The organism is Mycobacterium sp. pR1184, from assembly GCF_041287235.1.
In the GTDB taxonomy this organism is placed as follows: domain Bacteria; phylum Actinomycetota; class Actinomycetes; order Mycobacteriales; family Mycobacteriaceae; genus Mycobacterium.
On the sequence record NZ_JBGGKR010000010.1, the window covers coordinates 40,675 to 57,885 of the forward strand.

Sequence of the window (17,211 nt, forward strand, 5' to 3'; positions counted from 1 at the left end):
GATAGTGCGGTGGCGAAACAAGGCTGACGAATGGAGCGTCCGGCGGTGCACCGTATCTTGCTGATCACGGTGGCGTTGCTGCTAGCCATGGTCAGTGCACCTCCCGCCGTGGCGGTATCGCCACCGTTGATCGACTCGACGGCGGTTCCACCCGATGTGACGGGTCCCGATCAGCCCCTCGAACAGAAGCGTGTCTGCAAGGCGCCGTTGTCACTGCCGGGCACCAATTTCCACGATGCACCGTGGCCCAACACCTACCTGGGAATCACCCAGGCCCAGAAGTTCGCCACCGGCGCCGGCGTCACGGTGGCCGTGATCGATACCGGGGTGGACGCCTCGCCCCGCGTTCCGGCCGATCCGGGCGGCGACTTCGTCGTCAAGGACGGCAACGGGCTCTCCGACTGTGACTCGCACGGGACGCTGACCGCGTCGATCATCGCGGGGCGGCCCTCGCTGAACGACGGATTCGTCGGTGTCGCCCCCGACGCGCGGTTGGTCTCGGTGCGCCAGACATCGGAGGCGTTCGAGCCGAAGGATTCCCAACCCGACCAGGGCGACCCGAACGCGACGCCGGCCGCCGGCTCTGTCCGCAGCTTGGCCCGCGCGGTGGTACACGCCGCCAATCTGGGCGCCGGTGTGATCAACATCAGCGAGGCGGCCTGCTTCAAGGCCAAGAAGCAGGTCGACGAGACCACGTTGGGTGGCGCGCTCAATTACGCGGTCAACGTCAAGGGCGCCGTGGTGGTCGTCGCGGCCGGCAACGTCGGCGGTGATTGTCAGCAGAATCCGCCACCCGACCCGGCCATTCCCTCCGATCCCCGCGGCTGGCAAGGGGTTCAGACGATCGTCACGCCGGCCTGGTACGCGCCGCTGGTGCTGACCGTCGGGGGTGTCGGGCAAAACGGCGCACCGAGCGAGTTCTCGATGCACGGGCCGTGGGTCAGTGTGGCCGCGGCCGCCGACAACGTCATCGCGCTCGGACCCGGCGGCGACCCGGTGGACGCGTTGTCGGGCAAAGAGGGTCCGGTGCCGATCGCGGGAACCTCGTTCGCGGCGGCGTACGTGTCAGGTCTGGCGGCGATGGTGCGGCAGAAGTTCCCCGATCTGACGCCGGCCCAGGTCATGCACCGCATCACCGCGACCGCACGCCATCCCGGGGGCGGTGTCGACGATGCGGTCGGTGCGGGCATCATCGATGCGGTCGCCGCGCTTACCTGGGACGTCCCCGCCGGCCCGCCGATGCCGGTGGATCCGGTCAAAGCGATTCAAGCCCCGGTGCCGGTGCCGGGCCCGGATCACGGGCCGATCGAGGCTGTCACGATGGGGGTTATGGGTTTGATCGTCGCGCTGGGACTCGCCGCACTCGTCGGGCGAGCCCTGAAACGGCACTGACGAAGCCCATGCGATCAATACGACTCCGGTTCAGCAGCGGTCACGCGATGTGGGCGGCCGTGCTGGCTCCGCTGTGCATCCTGCTGTTCATGGGGACGCGCTACGAGTGGGCCGGCCCGACCCTGGTGGCGGTCGGCGCCGTGATCGCCACGGTCACCTTCCGCGGCCGGCGGCTCACCGGCTGGGTGGTGGCGATGTGCGCTTGGTTGCTGCGTCATCGCCGGTCACCCGAACTTCCCTCCGAGGCGGAGGTCGGCACCACCGTGATGCCCGGCGACCACGTGGCCGTGCGCTGGCAAGGCGAGGAGCTGGTCGCGGTCATCGAGCTCATTCCGCGGCCGTTCACGCCGACGGTGGTCGTCGACGGGAAGGCGAACACCGACGACGTGGTCGACACGCGGCTGCTGGAGCAACTGCTTGCGGTGCATTGTCCCGACTTGGAGGCCGAGGTGGTGTCGGCCGGATTCCGGATGGGCAAGACGGCGTCCCCGGATGTGCTGAATTTGTACCGGGAAGTGATCGGTCAGGACCCGGCGCCGGCGTACCGGCGAACCTGGATCGTGATGCGCGCCGAACCGCGGCGCGCTCAGGCGTCGGCGCGTCGGCGCGACGAGGGCGTCGCGGGTATCGCCCGCTACTTGGTGGCGTCGACCACGCGGATTGCCGACCGGTTGGCCAGCCATGGCGTCGATGCCGAATGTGCGCGCAGTTTCGACGATTTCGACCATGCGACCGAGATCAGCTTCGTACGGGAGAAGTGGTCGACGATCAAGGGGCAGGACAACGTCACCGCCGCCTACATCGCACCCGGGGGCCCGGATGTGTGGTGGTCGGTGCCGGCCGATCACACCATCACCCGGGTCCGCATCGCTGCCGGGATGGCGCCCCGTTCCACCGTGCTACTGACCACACCGAAGAAAGCCAAAAGGCCGCGCGGCTTTTCGCGCGTATCGGGTGGGCAGCGTGCCGCACTGCAAGGACAGACCGTCGTTTCCGGCCGCCACTGGCAATTGCCGATCGGGTCAGCGGGAGTGCTGGTCGGCGAGACGGCGAGCAAGTATCCGGTCTACATGCCGTTCGACGATGTCGACGCGAGCATCAACCTGGGTGACGCCCGGGCATTCATGCAATTCGCCGTCCGTGCGGCGGCTGCCGGCGGAACCGTCACGCTCGCAGCACATTTCCAGGAATTCGCCGACCTGATCGGCGCTGAAGTCGGGCCGGAGTCGAAGGTGTCGTGGCCGCACGCGACAACGTATCTGGGCCGGCATTCCGGGGTGGACCGGGTGATCCTGCGCAACAACTTGATCAGCACCCCGCGGCACCGCCAACTGCCGATCCAGCCCGTTTCCCAGCCCGACGAAAGTCGCTATCTGACCGCGCTGCCCGGCAGGCGGGAAGCCTCCTGACACCTTCGCTCAGAGCACTTGTTTGGCCCAGATGAACAGGTATTTAACTGTCTTCGGGGTACTGCGCGCCGCTTTACACTAAGAGTCTGCGTGGCCGAGGCACTCGCCCAGGCAGGCTGGCTATCCCCGACGCAAAGGAAGATGACGTGCAACCACACGAGCACCCGCAGGCCACTGCGGTCATGGACGAGTTCAAGAAGTTCAGCGACGTCCTCGAGGGCGCCTTGAAGCAGCGGGGCACCGGCTCCTTCAGCGCCAAGGACGAATCCGAGACGGTCGAGGTGGTCATCAACGGTGACATGTGTGTGACCCAGGTTCACCTCGAGGATGGGCTGCTGCGGCTGGGCGCCGAAACGGTGCAGGAGCGCATCAACGAGGCACTCGCGAAGGCCACCGCCGAAGCGGCGGCGAGCATCGAGGCGGGCCAGGCGGAGACCTTCGAAAAGCTGTCCCAGATCGTCGATTCGCTGCAGAAGATCGCCGGGGAGGACTAGGCAAACCGACATTCTGCCGCAGCGGAGGACCGTTCAGGGGATACGGTCAGGCGGTGCAGCTGTTTGTCGTTGGGCCGCCGAGGTCCGGGTTGACCATCGTCACCCAGTTCCTCAACGACCACGAAGACATCAAGATCTTCGACGAGATCGATCTGATCGACGTCGACCGGTCCGGGGGACCGGTCGTGGGTACGCTGGCGGCATTCCTGCTCGAGCGCGGCCGTTACCAGACTTACCGTCGCCTCTTGCAGGAAACGGCGGACCCGGCCCAGGCTCTGCGGGCGATCATGAGCGAAATCGCCCAGCCCTGCCCGGTCTGGGGCGAGAAGAACCCGAGGTATGCGATGCGGCTGCAGAGCCTGCGGCGATGCTTTCCCGAGGCCGTCGTCCTGTTCGTGCTGCGCGATCCGCGTGAGGTGGTGAACTCGTATCTGCTGCACCGGGATTCGGATCAGCGCACTGATTTGGACTTCTGGATCAAGGACACGGTTGCCGAAGCTTTCGCACTGGTGGAAGGTTCCCTGGATCCGCTGACGGCGCACGACGCGGAATTGGTGTTGCTGCGCTACGAAGCCTTTGCGGCTCGACCCAGGCAGACACTCGACACCGCCCTGCAGCGGTTCGGTCTGAGGTTTTCCGACACCGCGGTCGCACTGGCTCATCAGGCCCCGGAGACGGTCGGCGACAACCAGTTCTACCGTGGTGGGGCCCCGCTGCCGTGGAAGACCGGCAACCTTGCGCCACTTCGCCAGGCGCCATCGGCTCGGGCCCGCATCGACGCCGGCGACCCGATCTGGTTCCAGGTCGATGCCCTGGCGCAGCGCTTCGGCTACAACTGAGCAGGCTGGTTAATGACGTTTAGTGAATTGCTGCAGGCGCAAAACCCCACGTTTTGTTTCGTCACCAATGTCGGCGATGCCGTGCTGACGTTGCCGACCCTGCGCGCATTGGGCGAAATGTTCAGTGCACCAATCACATTGGTTTGCCCCAAGGCCGCATTCGACCTGTGTTTTCGAGAGGTAAGCCCGCGGCTGGTCGACGTCACGGGACTGCCCCTGGTGGGCCCGCCGCCATTGCCGGGAGGTCCGCAGCGGCCCCCCGATTACGACGCGCTGGCGGCCGAGATCGGACCGGTCGATGTCTTCATCGACACGCTGCCGTGGAGTTCGCTGTCCAGCGTCATCATTCACCCGCTCCTGCAACGCCTGGCACCGACGACAAGCATCGGCTTCACCGACGCCGGCCACGACATTGTGATCCCCAAAGGGGATTGTCACGCTGCGGACTCGACATTCAGGTTGGCCCAGCTGTTCGATCCGTCGCTGCGCATCGAAAGCTATGCCCAGCCGTTGCCCATCCCCGCGGCCGTGGCGGAGCGGGCCCGATCGGTGCGGGCCGCGGTTCCCGCCGGCACCAGAGTTCTCGTCGTGCATGCGGACAGCAACTGGATGGAGAAGCGCTGGCCCGTCACCAGATTCATCGATCTGCTGGATCAGTTCTTGGCGCGCCATCGCGACTTCGTGGCCTGGGTGGTCGGGATGGGATACGAGGATCTCAATGTCGGCCGGCACGGCGATCGCGTGGTTTCACACCTGGGACTCCCACTTGATCTCACGATGGGCTTGGTCGCCACCGCGGACCTTTTCGTCGGGATAGATTCCAGCATGCTGCATGCCGCCGATCTGGCGCGAGTGCCCGGCGTCGGGCTCTTCGGCGCAACGCATGCCGCGGAATGGGGGTTCAGGTTCGCGCCACACCGGCACATCGATATGCCCACGATGGCCGACATCACCGTCGAATCGGTGCTGGACGCGCTGGAAGACCTCGTCGACCATGACATTGTGGTGCGACGCGATGGCCCGGCCGTTTAAGCTCTCGCTGGAGGTTGGTCGGGTTGAACGAGATTACAGTTCTGCGAGGCGGCCGCGCGTCAAGGGTTGAGCCCGACCTGCTCGCCAACTTGCTGCGGGCACGCACCCCGGTGGTGTATTTCTCCACCCTGCTCGGGGACTCCATCCTGACGCTGCCAACGTTGCGCGCGCTGGCCGAAATGTTCACCGCGCCACTCACATTGATCTGCCCCAAGGACGCCTTCGACCTGTGCTTCCATGCGGTCAGCCCGCGTCTGATCGACATCACCGGCACGGCTCCGGGAGGACCCCCGATAGGGCGGCAGGCAAGTCGGACCCTCGACTACGACAAACTGGTGTCCGATATCGGCGCCGTCGACGTCTTTATCAACGCCATCCCGTGGGACATCCCGTCGAACATCTTCGTCCGCTCCCTGTGGCGACGGCTTGCTCCTACCATGAGCATCGGCTTCCCTACCGACGACGACTACGACATCATCGTCCCGCGAGATCTGCCGCACTCGGTCGACGTGACATTCAAGCTGGCCCGGCTGTTCGATCCGTCGCTGCGCGTCGAAAGCTACGCCCAGCCGGTCCCTCTCGCGCAATCCGTGCAGGACGAAGCCCGGTCCATTCGCGCCGCCGTACCGGCCGGTACCAAGGTCATGGTGGTGCACGCTGACGCCGGTTGGACAGAAAAACGTTGGCCTGCAACCCGGTTCATCGATGTGCTGGACCGTTTCCTGGCACGGCACCGCGATTTCGTGGTGTGGGTGGTCGGGATGGGCGACGAGGAACTCAATGTCGGGCGCGAGCGCGATCGCGTCTTTCCCTATCTCGGACTACCCCTCGACCTCGCCATGGGCATGGTCGCCAACGCGGACCTTTTCCTCGGTGTCGACTCCGCGATGCTGCACGCCGCCGATCTGGCACGGGTGCCCGGCGTGGGTCTTTTCGGGCCGACCCGCCCCGAGCTATGGGGTTTCCGATTCGGGCCGCACCGTCACATCGACCGGAGCGCCATGACGGAAATCACGGTGGGGGAAGTGCTGGAGGCACTGGAAGAGATTGTGGCAGAGCATGTCTGAGCGAGGTGAAGGCGTACTGCGCGATTCGGCGGGGGCGGACTTGCTCGCCGCTGTGCGCCGATTCAACGATATCGCGATGCTGTGGCACACCGAAGAGTCCACCGAGGCTCCCGTTGGCGACGGCATCGCGGCGAAGGCATTGCACCTGCACGCCCTGAATTTCGCGCTGTGGCACCACGAGGACGCCGTTCGCCGCCCCGGTGCCGACGACCAGGAGGTGGCGCGCCGGAAACGGTGTATCGATGACGTCAACGCGCGGCGTAATGGGGCGATCGAAGACATCGACACGGACGTGCTTGATCTCATCGACCTGAACCCAAACGCTGCGCTGCACACCGAAACTCCCGGCACCATCGTCGACCGGCTGTCCGTCCTTACCCTGCGGATCGTGCACACGGATCGTGACGACCAGTCGGGTGCACGTCGGGCCGTGCTCGACGAGCAGTACGACGACCTGTTCGCCGGGCTTGAGCAGGTTCTCGCGCGCATGCAGGCCGGACAGCTGCGCTTCAAGGTGTACCGGCAATTCAAGGCGGCGGCTCAACGCAGCTATTGCGACCTGTTCGACAACCACGACGCCTGAGGCTTCAATAGGCCGCGGCCGCCCACCATTGGCGCCAGTCGAGGTAGGGGTCCTTGTGTTCCTCGTACTGAAGATGAAGTGCCAGTGAGGGGATCGGGGTATACAGGGTGACCTGCTCGCGCCAGATCTTGTTGATCGTCGACGCTTCGAAGATGTGGTGCCGCTGGCCATACGGCGTGCTCGAATAGCGGGCGAGCAGCTCGAACAACTCCCAGTTTCGGCGCAGCGTCTCGATCTCTACCCAGCAGGTATTCGTGGTGTGCGTGTTGGTGCGCCAGTGCCTCTTGGTGCCGTATACGACGCGACAGTCCTCCCGGCTGAATATCGGGCTCCAGTAATTCTTCGGATCGTCATACGGATGCAGCGCGACCTCACCGCTGCCGAGCTTGTCCCGCAGCAGCACGTGGACGTCGAGCATCTCCTGGATCGCGGAGGGGGTGTGCAGGTAGTCGTCTTCCACGAGATACACGAGTTCGCGGCCGTCGTCGCGCGCTCTGGAGAACGAAGAGAGACAGGATGCGTTGTATCCGCGATCGTCGAGTGCGATGAATTCGACCGGATGGCTGCATGTTTCGAGTATCCGGTGCAGCGTCGCCAGTACTTCGCGCGACGAGTGGTCGTCGAAGACCCGCAAGATGATGTCGCCCTCGGCGTGATTGATCGACGTGACCAGTGATTGCGTACAGCGGAGCAGGATCTCATTTTTGGGTGCATCGACGTAGCGGTGCGCACCGTGCACGCTGATGTCGGAGTGGGTCTGCAGGTGAATGTCGAGTTTCATGCCATCGACCGCCGCAGCATGGTGCGAAAGACCTCGGCCCAATCCGAATCCGAGCCGCGTATCCCCGGGGTGATATCCATCAGCAGCAGCCGGTCCAGGTTGGCGGGCGTCGTAAGTTCGTGGCGCGTCGGAGTTGACACCACATAGAGCGCCGCATCAAAGCGTTGTGAAACAGCCGCGGCGAGGCGGTCGATCGCCTCGTCGGTGAAGATGTAAGGGATGGCGGCGACGGCCTGAACTTCATCGGCGAGGTTGTCCTGGGTGTTGGCGACGAAGAATATCCGGCGGGTGAATTCGCGGACGCTTCTGAGCGTCTGCGATGTGTGCGCAAACTTGGCCGAGAATGAGTCAGGGCAGGAGGCAAGGCTTTTCGGCTCGTGCCAGAAATAACAGTCACCCACGGCAGGCCAGCGCGGCGGCGCTTCGGGGCAGCAATCCAACTCGGCGGCGTGCTGGGGGTAGTACCGATCGCTGGCAATCATGGTCGCCGCGGTCGCCGGCGGGCAGATCAGCCAGTCGAATGGTGTGCGTTTGATGACGGCCGCGGATCCGACGATGTGGGCCACCAGCGCGCGGTGCACCTGCAGTTGGATTGCTCCCTGGCACGACATGCCGAGGCTCACCAGAGCGACGTCGGCACTCAACAACGCCATTTCGTCAGCCCCCGTCTCGGGTCAAGGCCACGCTGTTGAGCCCGCGATACCCTGGTCCGGCAAATCGCTCGGCAATTTCTCGCGTCGTGCCAGACACCGGCCGGTCTTCGGCGCCGGCGCCGGCAAAAGGCCGAGGTGTGGGGTCCTTCGAGTAGAGCCGGGATTGTTCGGCCATCCGAGCGATCACACCCGCACTGGTTTCGATCCCGAAATGCGGTGCCGCGCACGCCCATACGGCCTCGGGCAGATAGGCATAATCGAGGACAAGCCGTCCGGCCGGTTGCGCCGCCGCCGCCTCGAGCATTGCCGCCAGGGCGCGGGACGCGAACTCGGCACGTTCCATCGTCGGCACCAAAGTCGGATCAATCCCGAAGAGCTGCGCGGCTTTAACGAGATCGGCCTGTGGTCGCAACCAACCCGGCGGTTCGGCCAGAAGCGAGGCCAGGACGCTCGCCGGATCTCGCTGCACCCAGATCCACGGAGTGTCGGGGAACGCCTCGGCAAGGACCTCCCGGCGGACGATGTTCCAGCTGGTGCATTTGAGCACGAGTTGGCGATCGTCGCCGTGGCGGCGGCCGAGCGCCCGCACCAGCAGCCGCACCGTCTTCACCAGGACGGCCGGGTCGACGTGGGCGGGATTGAGGCCGAGCAGCGAGTTCAGCGGTGCCGGCTCGGCCACCACGACGAGGCCGGGGTGGGTGCCGAGCAGCCGTGACACCAGGGTTGATCCGCACCGTGAGAGATGAAAGATCATGCCCGCCGGATCGAGCGACGCTGTCCCGTCGAGACTCTCGAGCTCGTCGAGCCCGGTGCGTATCAACGGCCGCGCGCTCGGGCCGGATTCCCAGCGGGCGACGGTTTGGTCGAAGAAGGGATCGGTGAACCGCTCGGCCGACAGATCGGCCCACCAGAGCGCCGGGGCCGGACCGGAGAAATCCAGCCGGATCGGCGTCCAGTCGTCGAGTTCGCGGTGGCCCATGAATTATCGGAACGTCAACGGGTACGGTCAGGGCACGTGACCAGGGTCGAAATCGGCCATCCGCAGATCTCCGCCTCGACGCGCGTGAAAGGCCGTAAACGCATTCGGGTTTCATGATCGGGTGCCGCCGAACCGTCGGGGAGCTTGCCGCGAAAGTAGTCCTTCTGCCAACCCGCCTGGCGAGCGAATGACCCCGGATACTGCAGATCCGTATTGAACGCGCGGCGATTCTGCCACCAGGTGTGATACGCGGTGCGCAACGCGTCGGGCGCCGCCGCGATCGACACCATCTTCGGCTCGAATTCGTCGAGCTCGCCGCGCCGTTGCGGTACCAGCATGCCGACCGGCTCGTCCTCGTCGAAGGTCGCCCAGACCCGGGGCCGGGTGAACTTCCAGTTGAGTGTGAAAGTCGCCGGCGACCAGTCGGTTTCGACGAGTCCTTCCAGAGCTGCAATACCGTGCTTCGGGCGATTGGCCGGGCCCCGGACCAGCAGATTGAAACCGGGTGGGGTGTGGAACAGGAACGGCAGGCTCCAGGTGATGATCCCGTGCCCGAAGTGACTGGCCGGCCGAAATGTCGGCGCACTGTCACCGTAGTCGAACTCGACGCAGTCCCGGCCCGCCCCGCCATTCCACCGCGCCCGCACGCGCGCAGTATTCATCACCAGCCAACCGGCCTGGTTGGCCATCAGCAGCGGCAGGCAACGATTGGCGAATCGCTCGTGCGTGGAGTCCATCCAGCCGCGATCGCGCCGAGCGGGAATCAACTCGATTCCGTGCCCGCTGTGCAGCTCGTAGGCGATGAGTTCGCGATCGCTCCCGGTGAGCTCGGTACCGCCGGACGCCTGCGCTGACATGAGATTTTGCTTCCTAATCCGTAATCGATTCGGGTGTCCCACCGCTGAGTTGCCGGCTGCGTCGTCCGTGAATATCGACCGGGACCTCGCCGATCAACGCGACCCGGTGCATGAGGCGATACTCGTTGTCGTAGTCGTCGACCGCGCGGTGTTGGGTGGCGTAGTTGTCCCATATCGCGACGTCGCCCGGCTGCCAATCCCACCGGATAGTGTTCTCCGGCAACGTGATACGCCGTTGCAGCAGCTCGAACAGCGTCTGCGACTCGTAATGCTCGAGGCCGATGAATCCGCGCGCCCACTGCCCGAGCAGCAGCGTGCGCTCGCCGGTCCCGGGGTGCACCCGCACTACCGGATGTTCGACCCGGAAGGTGGCTTCCTCGTCGCGCGCGGCCTGCAGCTGGTTGCTCAGCATGTTGGTGTCTGCCAGCGCGTGGTACGGGGTGGGGGTTCCACCCGGAGTCAACACGGCACCCACCCCCTCGACGTAGCCGAGCTGGTCGTAGCGGTTGCTGCTGTGCAGCGCCCAGAGGTTTTCGGTGAGGTGTTTCAGCGGCGTCGGCAGCGACGCATAGGCCGCCGCGGTCGACGCCCACAACGTCGATCCGCCGTAGCTGGGCAGGGTCACCGCACGCAGTATCGAGGCCCTCGGGATATTGAGGGTAAACGTGTGGTCGGTATGCCAGCGCGTGGCCTTGCCCCGTTGCGAGTCGACCAGGGACACCCCGGGTGGGCCATTGGGAATCGCATTGGCGCCGAACACCCGGATGGGCGCGCCGAGCCGCTTGGCGAAGGCGAAATGCAGCTCGTCGTCGAGGTGGTGCTGATCCCGGAAGAAGATCACCCTGTGACGCAGCAGCGCCGCGTGCAGTTGAGCTACCACGCCCGCATCGAGATCACCGCCGAGCCGCACCCCATCGATGCGCGCGCCAATGTGGGTGCCCAATTTGGTGACGGTCAGCGCGATTTCTGCCGGCCTTACCATCGCGGCGGTCCTTCCTGATTGCGGATGGGCGTGGCGATGCGAAATATACCTATCGATGCCCCCTCCCGGGGCATATCGCGATTCGAGGATAACGACGCCGACCGCGGGTACCGCTCGTCGCGAGCACACAGTGACCCGAATTGACCAATGTTAGTGTTGCGCAATGGGTTTGTATTGGATCGCGAATCGGGCCGAGAAGGAGGTGATGAATTACCATTCCGAATTGGACTGGCGGCGCAGATTCGTGGGTGAACTCAAATTTCGGGGCGTCGACGTCGTTCTCGATGTCGGTGCCAATTCCGGCCAGTACGCCGGCCGGCTGCGTGAGGCGGATTTCGGCGGCCGCATCGTTTCGTTCGAACCCCTCTCCGGGCCGTTTGCCCGCTTGCAGCGCGGCGCCTCGAAGCTCCCGCGGTGGGATTGCCGGCGCTGTGCGCTGGGTGATTTCGACGGCGCGATTTCGATGAATGTCGCGGGCAACGCGGGCGAAAGCAGCTCTATCCTGCCGATGCTGCAACGACATCGTGACGTGTTCCCCAGGGCAAATTACATCGGCACCGAGGAAGTGACCGTGTGCAGGCTCGACTCGGTCGCTTCGGAAGTCCTGACGCCAAACGAGGTGGCGTTCCTGAAAATCGACGTCCAGGGGTTCGAGAAACAGGTGATCGCCGGCGGCATCGCAACCGTCAACGACCGTTGTGTCGGCATCGAATTAGAGCTGTCGTTCGAACCCCTTTATGACGGGGGAATGCTGACCGAAGAGGCGTTCGACCTGATGGACTCGTTGGGTTTCATGCTGAAGGGATTGGTGCCCGGTTTCACCGACATCCGCACAGGCCAAGTGCTGCAAGCCGATGGCGTGTTTTTCCGCGGCGACGATTGACGGCCGACCGGCCCGCGGAAATGGACTGCGGGTAAATGACAGGCGACTCGAGCTTAACGGGCGGTGTCGGCGCCCTGAATCCGAACGCCGTCGAGCCCACGCCGGTTGCTGTCTCGAAAAACAGCCCAGCGAAACCGCAAGAGCCGCAAATGATCGGGTGCGAAATCGGTGCACGAGGGCCCTGTTTGGTGCATTACGATTGCATTCGGTCGTGGTCGGAGCACCGCCGCACCGCCGCATGTCCTCGCAAGACGAAAGAGGTGGCCGGTGATTGCATCGCATCGTGCTGCTGGGCGCGACGGCGATGCGGGTCGCCCGCTTCAGGCGACAGCGTCGCCGCGCGACGTGCGCCGAACGAACAAAATAGCGGCACAACAGAATTGGCATCCTTTGGCCTCGCAGCTCGTTGATCGGGCCGGTGCTGCCAGGGAAGTGGGCTACCCAGCACAGTGGCTCGGGCACGAGGAGAATGAGTCGATATGACGCAGACGGTCAACGTCGAATACCAAGAACTCATGGCACGGGCCGACGAAATCGAGGCGCCGCTGCCGAAGATGCCCGTGGGCAACCCGCAGGCGCCGTGCGCTCTTCCATTTGTCCGCGATGCTGCCGTGCAAATCGCGATCAACGCCGACTCGTTGCGGTTGTACGTCCAAGCGTGCCAGCGGGAATGGAGTTCGCTGGCGAAGTCGCTACGGAACGCGGCCAAGGCGTACGAGGAGGCCGACGAGGGAGCAGCCGACAGCATCAACGCGATCAATATGGACGGGACGTCCGGCGGATCGTCGGCCAAGGTGTCGGCGAACGACAAGGTATCGCTGATGTGCGACCCGGACTACATCCCGGCACCGCCGCCCCCGCCCCCGCCACCACCGCCGTTCCAATACCCCTATTACGAGGTGAGACAGGCGGCAACGGATATCGAATCTCCCGACCAGGGGGCGGCGTTCCGGGCGTTCGCCACGGAGTGGAACAGCTACCAGCTGAAATTTCAGCAGCTCGCCTACCGCTTCCGCCCGTTCGTCAACTGGGAGGGCGACGCGAGGGCGTCCGTCGAGTCGAATTTCACGCAACAGAAGCAGTGGATCTTCGGCATGGTTACGCAGTTCACGACGCTGGCCAAGCAGGCGCAGATGGTCGCCGACGCGCACAACAAGGTCAAACCAACGGGCAGTTATCCCGGTAACCCCGTGCAATGGGGTCAAGACGGTGAGCACCCCGCGTCCTACGAAGTGTCACAGTGCGACTACTGGTACCGGAACTACGTCCAGAACAAAAGTCCATACCTGTACATGGCCATGGACTGGTACAAGAACCTGCAGAAAAGGTCCGAGACCGCCATACAGACCTATATGTCGACCGGCGGAATTCCGCTGGCTCCGGCGAACCCGACCGCACCGTTCGGCGCGTTTGTCATACCCGACCCGGCCGACCTTCCCGACGTTCCGGATGTCCCTGATGTCAACCTTCCCACGGATCCGTCGGCCAACATGCCGATGATGCCGGCCATGCCGACGTTGCCGACGGGGCTGGGCGGCGGCACTCCGCAAACACCGCCGACCCCGGACGCGCAGGCGCTGGTGGACAAGGCGATGCAGAAGCAAGGTGCCCCGAAGGGCGGCGCGGGAGGCATCAAACCGGCGTCCGTCGGCGGCATGGGCGGCATGCCGAAGATGCCGCTGCAAGATGCCGCCGGCGCGGGAGAAGCGTCGTCGCGCCCGGCTGCGGCGGCAGCCCCGGGGCCGGCTACCGCGGGCCTGGGCAAGGGGCTCCCGGGCGCCGGCGGTGCGGGCGGCGGGATGGGTGGCATGCCGATGGGCGGGCACGGTGATAAGGGCGGCGGCAAGGGCAAGCGCATACCCGGAGCCGACGAGGACGCCCTCTACACCGAGGAGCGGTCATGGACCGAGGGCGTGATCGGCAATCGTCCGCGCAAGGGCCCGTCGGAAAAGCAATGACTCGAAGCGACGGTCCGACCTCGATTGACGCACCTTATTTGGTCGTCGACGAGCCGGAATTTTGGCGCAGTTAGCCTGTCGCAACCTCGATTACGCTTATTACTCATGATGTCCGGCAACCTGCTAGCCGCTATCGCCCACGCGATTGGCGGCATCGATGCAGTGCGCCCCGCCTTGCGGAGGAGTAGCTGATGGGCCTCGCGAAGCCAACCGGGGGATATGCCGAGCAGATGCTCGTCCCGGGCGGGTGGCCCGACGTCGATGAGCAGGCCTACTACGACCGCGCCCAGGAGTACCTCCAGGTGCTGCGGCAGGTCACCGACGTGTTGGAGGCCTGCCAGTCGCAGCGGGCCGAACTCTTCGACGCCGAATCCTGGTCGGGTAGCGCGGCCGCTGCCGCCAACAGCCAACTCGGCACGCTGATCGATGGATTGGTGACGCTGCAGAACGGTCTCGCCACCGTGATTACCTGGCACAAATACGTTGCCCAGACAGTCGTGCAGGCCAAGTCGGACGTCATCGATAACGTGGTCGAGGCGCATCGGACGATCGAGAGCCTGGAGAAGGATTCCAGCCTGGACGAAGCCGAGCGCACCCAGCAGATCAACGCGGTGGTCACCACCACGCTCGGAGCCAACGTCAGCATCGTCGACGGCACCGCCGCGCAGATCATGGTGAGCAAGTCGTGGAAGCCGCCGGCCAACGCGCTGCAGGATCTGCTCGACCAGAAGACACCACCGCCGGTCAACATCCCGGATGGTCCCACCCCGTCACCGTCGCCGTTCCCGCGGCCGATGCCACCGCCGGCGCCTGTCACTCCGGGGGGCGGGGGGCTAAATCCGCAGACCCCGGGTGGCGGCGGACCTACGCCTGGGACTCCGGGTGGTGGCGGGCTGGGACCGCTGACGCCCCCGTTGGATGGCGGCGGCGGTCTGCAGCCGACCCCGGGGCCGTCTCCGGTTGGACCCGTGCCGACGCCTGCCCCGTCCGGGCCCGTCACCCCGGCGGCTCCGCTGGGCCCGGCCGCTCCCGCGGTGCCGTTGAGTCCGGCGGCCGGCTTGCCACAGCCCGGTGCGGGTCCGGCGGCCGGCGGACCCAAGGGCGTGACGCCTGCTGCGGCGTCGGGGCCCGGCGTGATGCCGGCATCGGTCACGCCCGGCGAGGAAGCGGCAGGCGCGCATGCCGGCGCAGGTGGTGTGCCGGCCGGCCCGATGGGCGCCGGCGGTGCCGGTGGAGCGGGCGGGTCTGGTGGCAGCGGTGGGCCTGGCGGGAGGTCGGGCGCCCCAGCCGCGGAGAAAGCGGCCGCCGACAAATCGGCCAGTTCGCGACCGGCAGCTACCGCCCGGGGTTCGGGCAAGAGCAAGCCCCGAGCGCAACCGATGCATCCCGACCGCGCCGAGGTCGGCGAAGCCATCGTGACGACGGCCGCGGCCATTCCGGTTTCGGCAGCACGCATCGAACGCGACGCACTGGCCGCGGCCGCGACCGCCGACGCGGCCCGTCGCGCCGGGCCCGATCCGCTGCAGTTGGCCCGCCGTATCGGCGCCGCGCTCAACGCGCCGGACATGGGCGGTACCGACCTCGGGTTCTTCTGGGTGACCGGGGTGACCGCCGAAGGAGCGATTGTCGTAGCCAACAGCTACGGCCTGGCCTACATCCCCGACGGGGTGGAGTTGCCGGAGAAGGTTTACCTAGCCAGCGCCGACGAGACGATTCCCGCCGGCGAGCGGGCGCGCTGGGCGACCTATCCGGTGATGGCCGTGCAGGGCTGGGCGGCTCACCACGAGATGGAGTTGCGGGCGGTCATCGGCACCCAAGAGCAGTTAGCCAACTCCGATGCCGGGGTGGCGACCATTGTCCTGCAACCCGACGACATCCCGGACACCGGCGACATGATCGGCCGGCCCCGGTTGGCGGTCGTGGATTCCGAAGCGGCAGAACGGCTGGCCGCCACACCCGACACGCGCTTGGCCGACCTGCTGCCGCCGCCTCCGGAGGGTGCCGAGCCGGCGGCGGAGCCGCAGCCCGAACCGTTGCCGGAACCGCAGCCCGAATCCGCCGAAGTGGTCAAGCCCGAGGCCGCGGACGTGCTCGTCACCCCGGGCCCGGGGCGGGTGCGAATGGGTGACTTGCTCGCCCAGATGCCGCTCCCGTCGGCCGACGCCGGCGCACCAGCCGCCGGCGTACCGTCGGACGATCGTTTCATGCTGTGGTTCGAGGTGATGAAGCCCATGGCCAGCGATGCGAGCGGCCGCCAGGCTGCGCACCTGCAGGCGTTCCAGGCCTACGCCGCGCACGCCGAAGAGGTTCTCCTGAAGGAAGCGCACACTACGATCGACCCGGACGAACAACGCACCGCGGTCGCCGACTGGATGTACTGGAAGTACATCGGCGAGCTGGTCAATGCCGCTTTGGCTGAGGCGCCCGTGCTCGCACCGGCGTAGCCGGACTATCAGCCAAAAGAACCGGGCCCGGGCGAAAGAGCCCGGGCCCGAAAGGTCAACGGCGACAGTCGCTTAGATCCCGATCTCGGACTGCGTCGTCCCTGGGCTGCCGGCCGCCGGTGCGTCGACGGGAGCGCTACCGGAGCCCGCCGTGCCCGACGCGGCGCCGTCGGTGTCCTTCGTTGTTGCGTCGACCAGTCGCGATTCGCCGGCCGGTGCGTCGTCGGGCTTGGTGGTCTCGTCTTTCTTGGTGTCGTCGGCCAGCTTCGCCGGCGTCGCGCTTCCCATGCCACTGCCTGCCTGTTGCGCGGTCGACATGACCGTCTGCAGGCCCTGGGAGAGAGGTTGCACCGCCTGACCCATCGCGGCGAACTGACTGAGGTCGGTCGGCGTCGTCGGGCGCGGCTTCTTGTCGTCTTTCTTGCCGTCTTTGTCGTCGGTCTTCTTGTCGTTTGTCTGGGCGCCCAGCAGCTTGGACGCACTTGGCGGTTGGTCCGTCCCACCGGGTTCGGAAGCAGCAAAAAACTGCACCTTGCTGACGTTCTCGCCGAGCCGTTGGTCGGTCTGGGCGTACATGTCGGCTGCCGTGACGATCTTCGAGCCCGTATTGGTAAGGGCCGCTTGGGCTTCCGGCAATCCCTTCAGCACGGGTGATTCGATGATTGGCAACGTCTGGTTGATCGCGGCCGACACCGAATCGCTCCCGGGCGCGGTCATCGGGGGCGGGGCCGCGGGTAGCTGTTGGTCGCGAACGGCTGCGCCCGCAGCCTTGAGACGGGCGGGATCAACCACCAGTGGTTCAGTCATCGTTCGGCTCCCTTTATGTGCCGGCTGTCAGACAAATTTTACCGAAGGAGC

General features: G+C 65.7%; 16 protein-coding genes. 10 read left to right on the forward strand and 6 right to left on the reverse strand.

Translation table 11 applies throughout. The annotated features are described in order from the left end of the window. Nucleotides 1–45: 45 nt before the first annotated feature. The 7 genes from mycP (at nt 46) to ACAG21_RS18225 (ending at nt 6,816) form a co-directional block, all read left to right on the forward strand. Nucleotides 46–1,392, forward strand: a complete 1,347-nt coding sequence (gene mycP / locus ACAG21_RS18195; RefSeq protein WP_370497824.1) for a type VII secretion-associated serine protease mycosin — start codon at nt 46–48, stop codon at nt 1,390–1,392. A gap of 8 nt (nt 1,393–1,400) precedes the next feature. Next, nucleotides 1,401–2,801, forward strand: coding sequence for a type VII secretion protein EccE (eccE, locus tag ACAG21_RS18200; RefSeq protein ID WP_370497657.1), 1,401 nt, complete (start codon nt 1,401–1,403; stop codon nt 2,799–2,801). Between the two features lie 146 nt (nt 2,802–2,947). Further along, entirely contained in the window at nt 2,948–3,295 is a 348-nt protein-coding gene (locus ACAG21_RS18205; protein WP_370497658.1) for a YbaB/EbfC family nucleoid-associated protein, read from the forward strand. A 53-nt stretch (nt 3,296–3,348) separates the two neighbouring features. Continuing rightward, nucleotides 3,349–4,134: a sulfotransferase gene (locus tag ACAG21_RS18210; protein ID WP_370497659.1), complete on the forward strand. Its 786-nt coding sequence runs from the start codon at nt 3,349–3,351 to the stop codon at nt 4,132–4,134. A gap of 12 nt (nt 4,135–4,146) precedes the next feature. Then, the gene (locus ACAG21_RS18215) at nt 4,147–5,166 is read left to right on the forward strand and encodes a glycosyltransferase family 9 protein (RefSeq protein WP_370497660.1); all 1,020 of its coding nucleotides are present in this window, start codon (nt 4,147–4,149) and stop codon (nt 5,164–5,166) included. A 23-nt stretch (nt 5,167–5,189) separates the two neighbouring features. Next, a complete protein-coding gene (locus tag ACAG21_RS18220) occupies nt 5,190–6,233 on the forward strand; it encodes a glycosyltransferase family 9 protein (RefSeq protein WP_370497661.1) in 1,044 nt (347 codons plus the stop codon). After that, a complete protein-coding gene (locus tag ACAG21_RS18225; RefSeq protein WP_370497662.1) occupies nt 6,226–6,816 on the forward strand; it encodes a DUF4254 domain-containing protein in 591 nt (196 codons plus the stop codon). The genes ACAG21_RS18220 and ACAG21_RS18225 overlap by 8 nt, the downstream gene beginning before the upstream one ends. Before the next feature lie 4 nt (nt 6,817–6,820). On the opposite strand, the gene ACAG21_RS18230 is transcribed toward ACAG21_RS18225, so the two are convergent. From ACAG21_RS18230 to ACAG21_RS18250, 5 genes are read right to left on the reverse strand one after another with little or no spacing between them, the layout of a single operon-like run. After that, nucleotides 6,821–7,597, reverse strand: coding sequence for a hypothetical protein (locus tag ACAG21_RS18230; protein WP_370497663.1), 777 nt, complete (start codon nt 7,595–7,597; stop codon nt 6,821–6,823). Next, nucleotides 7,594–8,241, reverse strand: a complete 648-nt coding sequence (locus ACAG21_RS18235) for a hypothetical protein (protein WP_370497664.1) — start codon at nt 8,239–8,241, stop codon at nt 7,594–7,596. The genes ACAG21_RS18230 and ACAG21_RS18235 overlap by 4 nt, the downstream gene beginning before the upstream one ends. A 13-nt stretch (nt 8,242–8,254) precedes the next feature. Beyond that, nucleotides 8,255–9,229, reverse strand: coding sequence for a hypothetical protein (locus tag ACAG21_RS18240; RefSeq protein ID WP_370497665.1), 975 nt, complete (start codon nt 9,227–9,229; stop codon nt 8,255–8,257). A 14-nt stretch (nt 9,230–9,243) separates the two neighbouring features. Beyond that, on the reverse strand, nt 9,244–10,086 hold the full coding sequence (locus ACAG21_RS18245) for a DUF6065 family protein (protein ID WP_370497666.1): 843 nt from the start codon (nt 10,084–10,086) through the stop codon (nt 9,244–9,246). Between the two features lie 13 nt (nt 10,087–10,099). Beyond that, nucleotides 10,100–11,068 carry a TauD/TfdA dioxygenase family protein gene (locus ACAG21_RS18250; RefSeq protein ID WP_370497667.1) on the reverse strand — a complete coding sequence of 323 codons (969 nt, stop codon included), beginning with the start codon at nt 11,066–11,068 and terminating at the stop codon, nt 10,100–10,102. A 163-nt stretch (nt 11,069–11,231) separates the two neighbouring features. On the opposite strand from ACAG21_RS18250, the gene ACAG21_RS18255 reads away from it, so the two are divergent. The 3 genes from ACAG21_RS18255 to ACAG21_RS18265 all read left to right on the forward strand — a co-directional run bounded on the left by ACAG21_RS18255 (nt 11,232) and on the right by ACAG21_RS18265 (nt 16,353). Beyond that, entirely contained in the window at nt 11,232–11,951 is a 720-nt protein-coding gene (locus ACAG21_RS18255; protein ID WP_370497668.1) for an FkbM family methyltransferase, read from the forward strand. Between the two features lie 479 nt (nt 11,952–12,430). Beyond that, a complete protein-coding gene (locus ACAG21_RS18260; RefSeq protein ID WP_370497670.1) occupies nt 12,431–13,909 on the forward strand; it encodes a hypothetical protein in 1,479 nt (492 codons plus the stop codon). Nucleotides 13,910–14,100: 191 nt separating this feature from the next. Further along, entirely contained in the window at nt 14,101–16,353 is a 2,253-nt protein-coding gene (locus ACAG21_RS18265) for a hypothetical protein (RefSeq protein ID WP_370497671.1), read from the forward strand. A 72-nt stretch (nt 16,354–16,425) separates the two neighbouring features. Here ACAG21_RS18265 and ACAG21_RS18270 read toward each other — a convergent pair whose 3' ends face one another. Next, the gene (locus tag ACAG21_RS18270; RefSeq protein WP_370497672.1) at nt 16,426–17,160 is read right to left on the reverse strand and encodes a hypothetical protein; all 735 of its coding nucleotides are present in this window, start codon (nt 17,158–17,160) and stop codon (nt 16,426–16,428) included. Nucleotides 17,161–17,211: the final 51 nt, after the last annotated feature.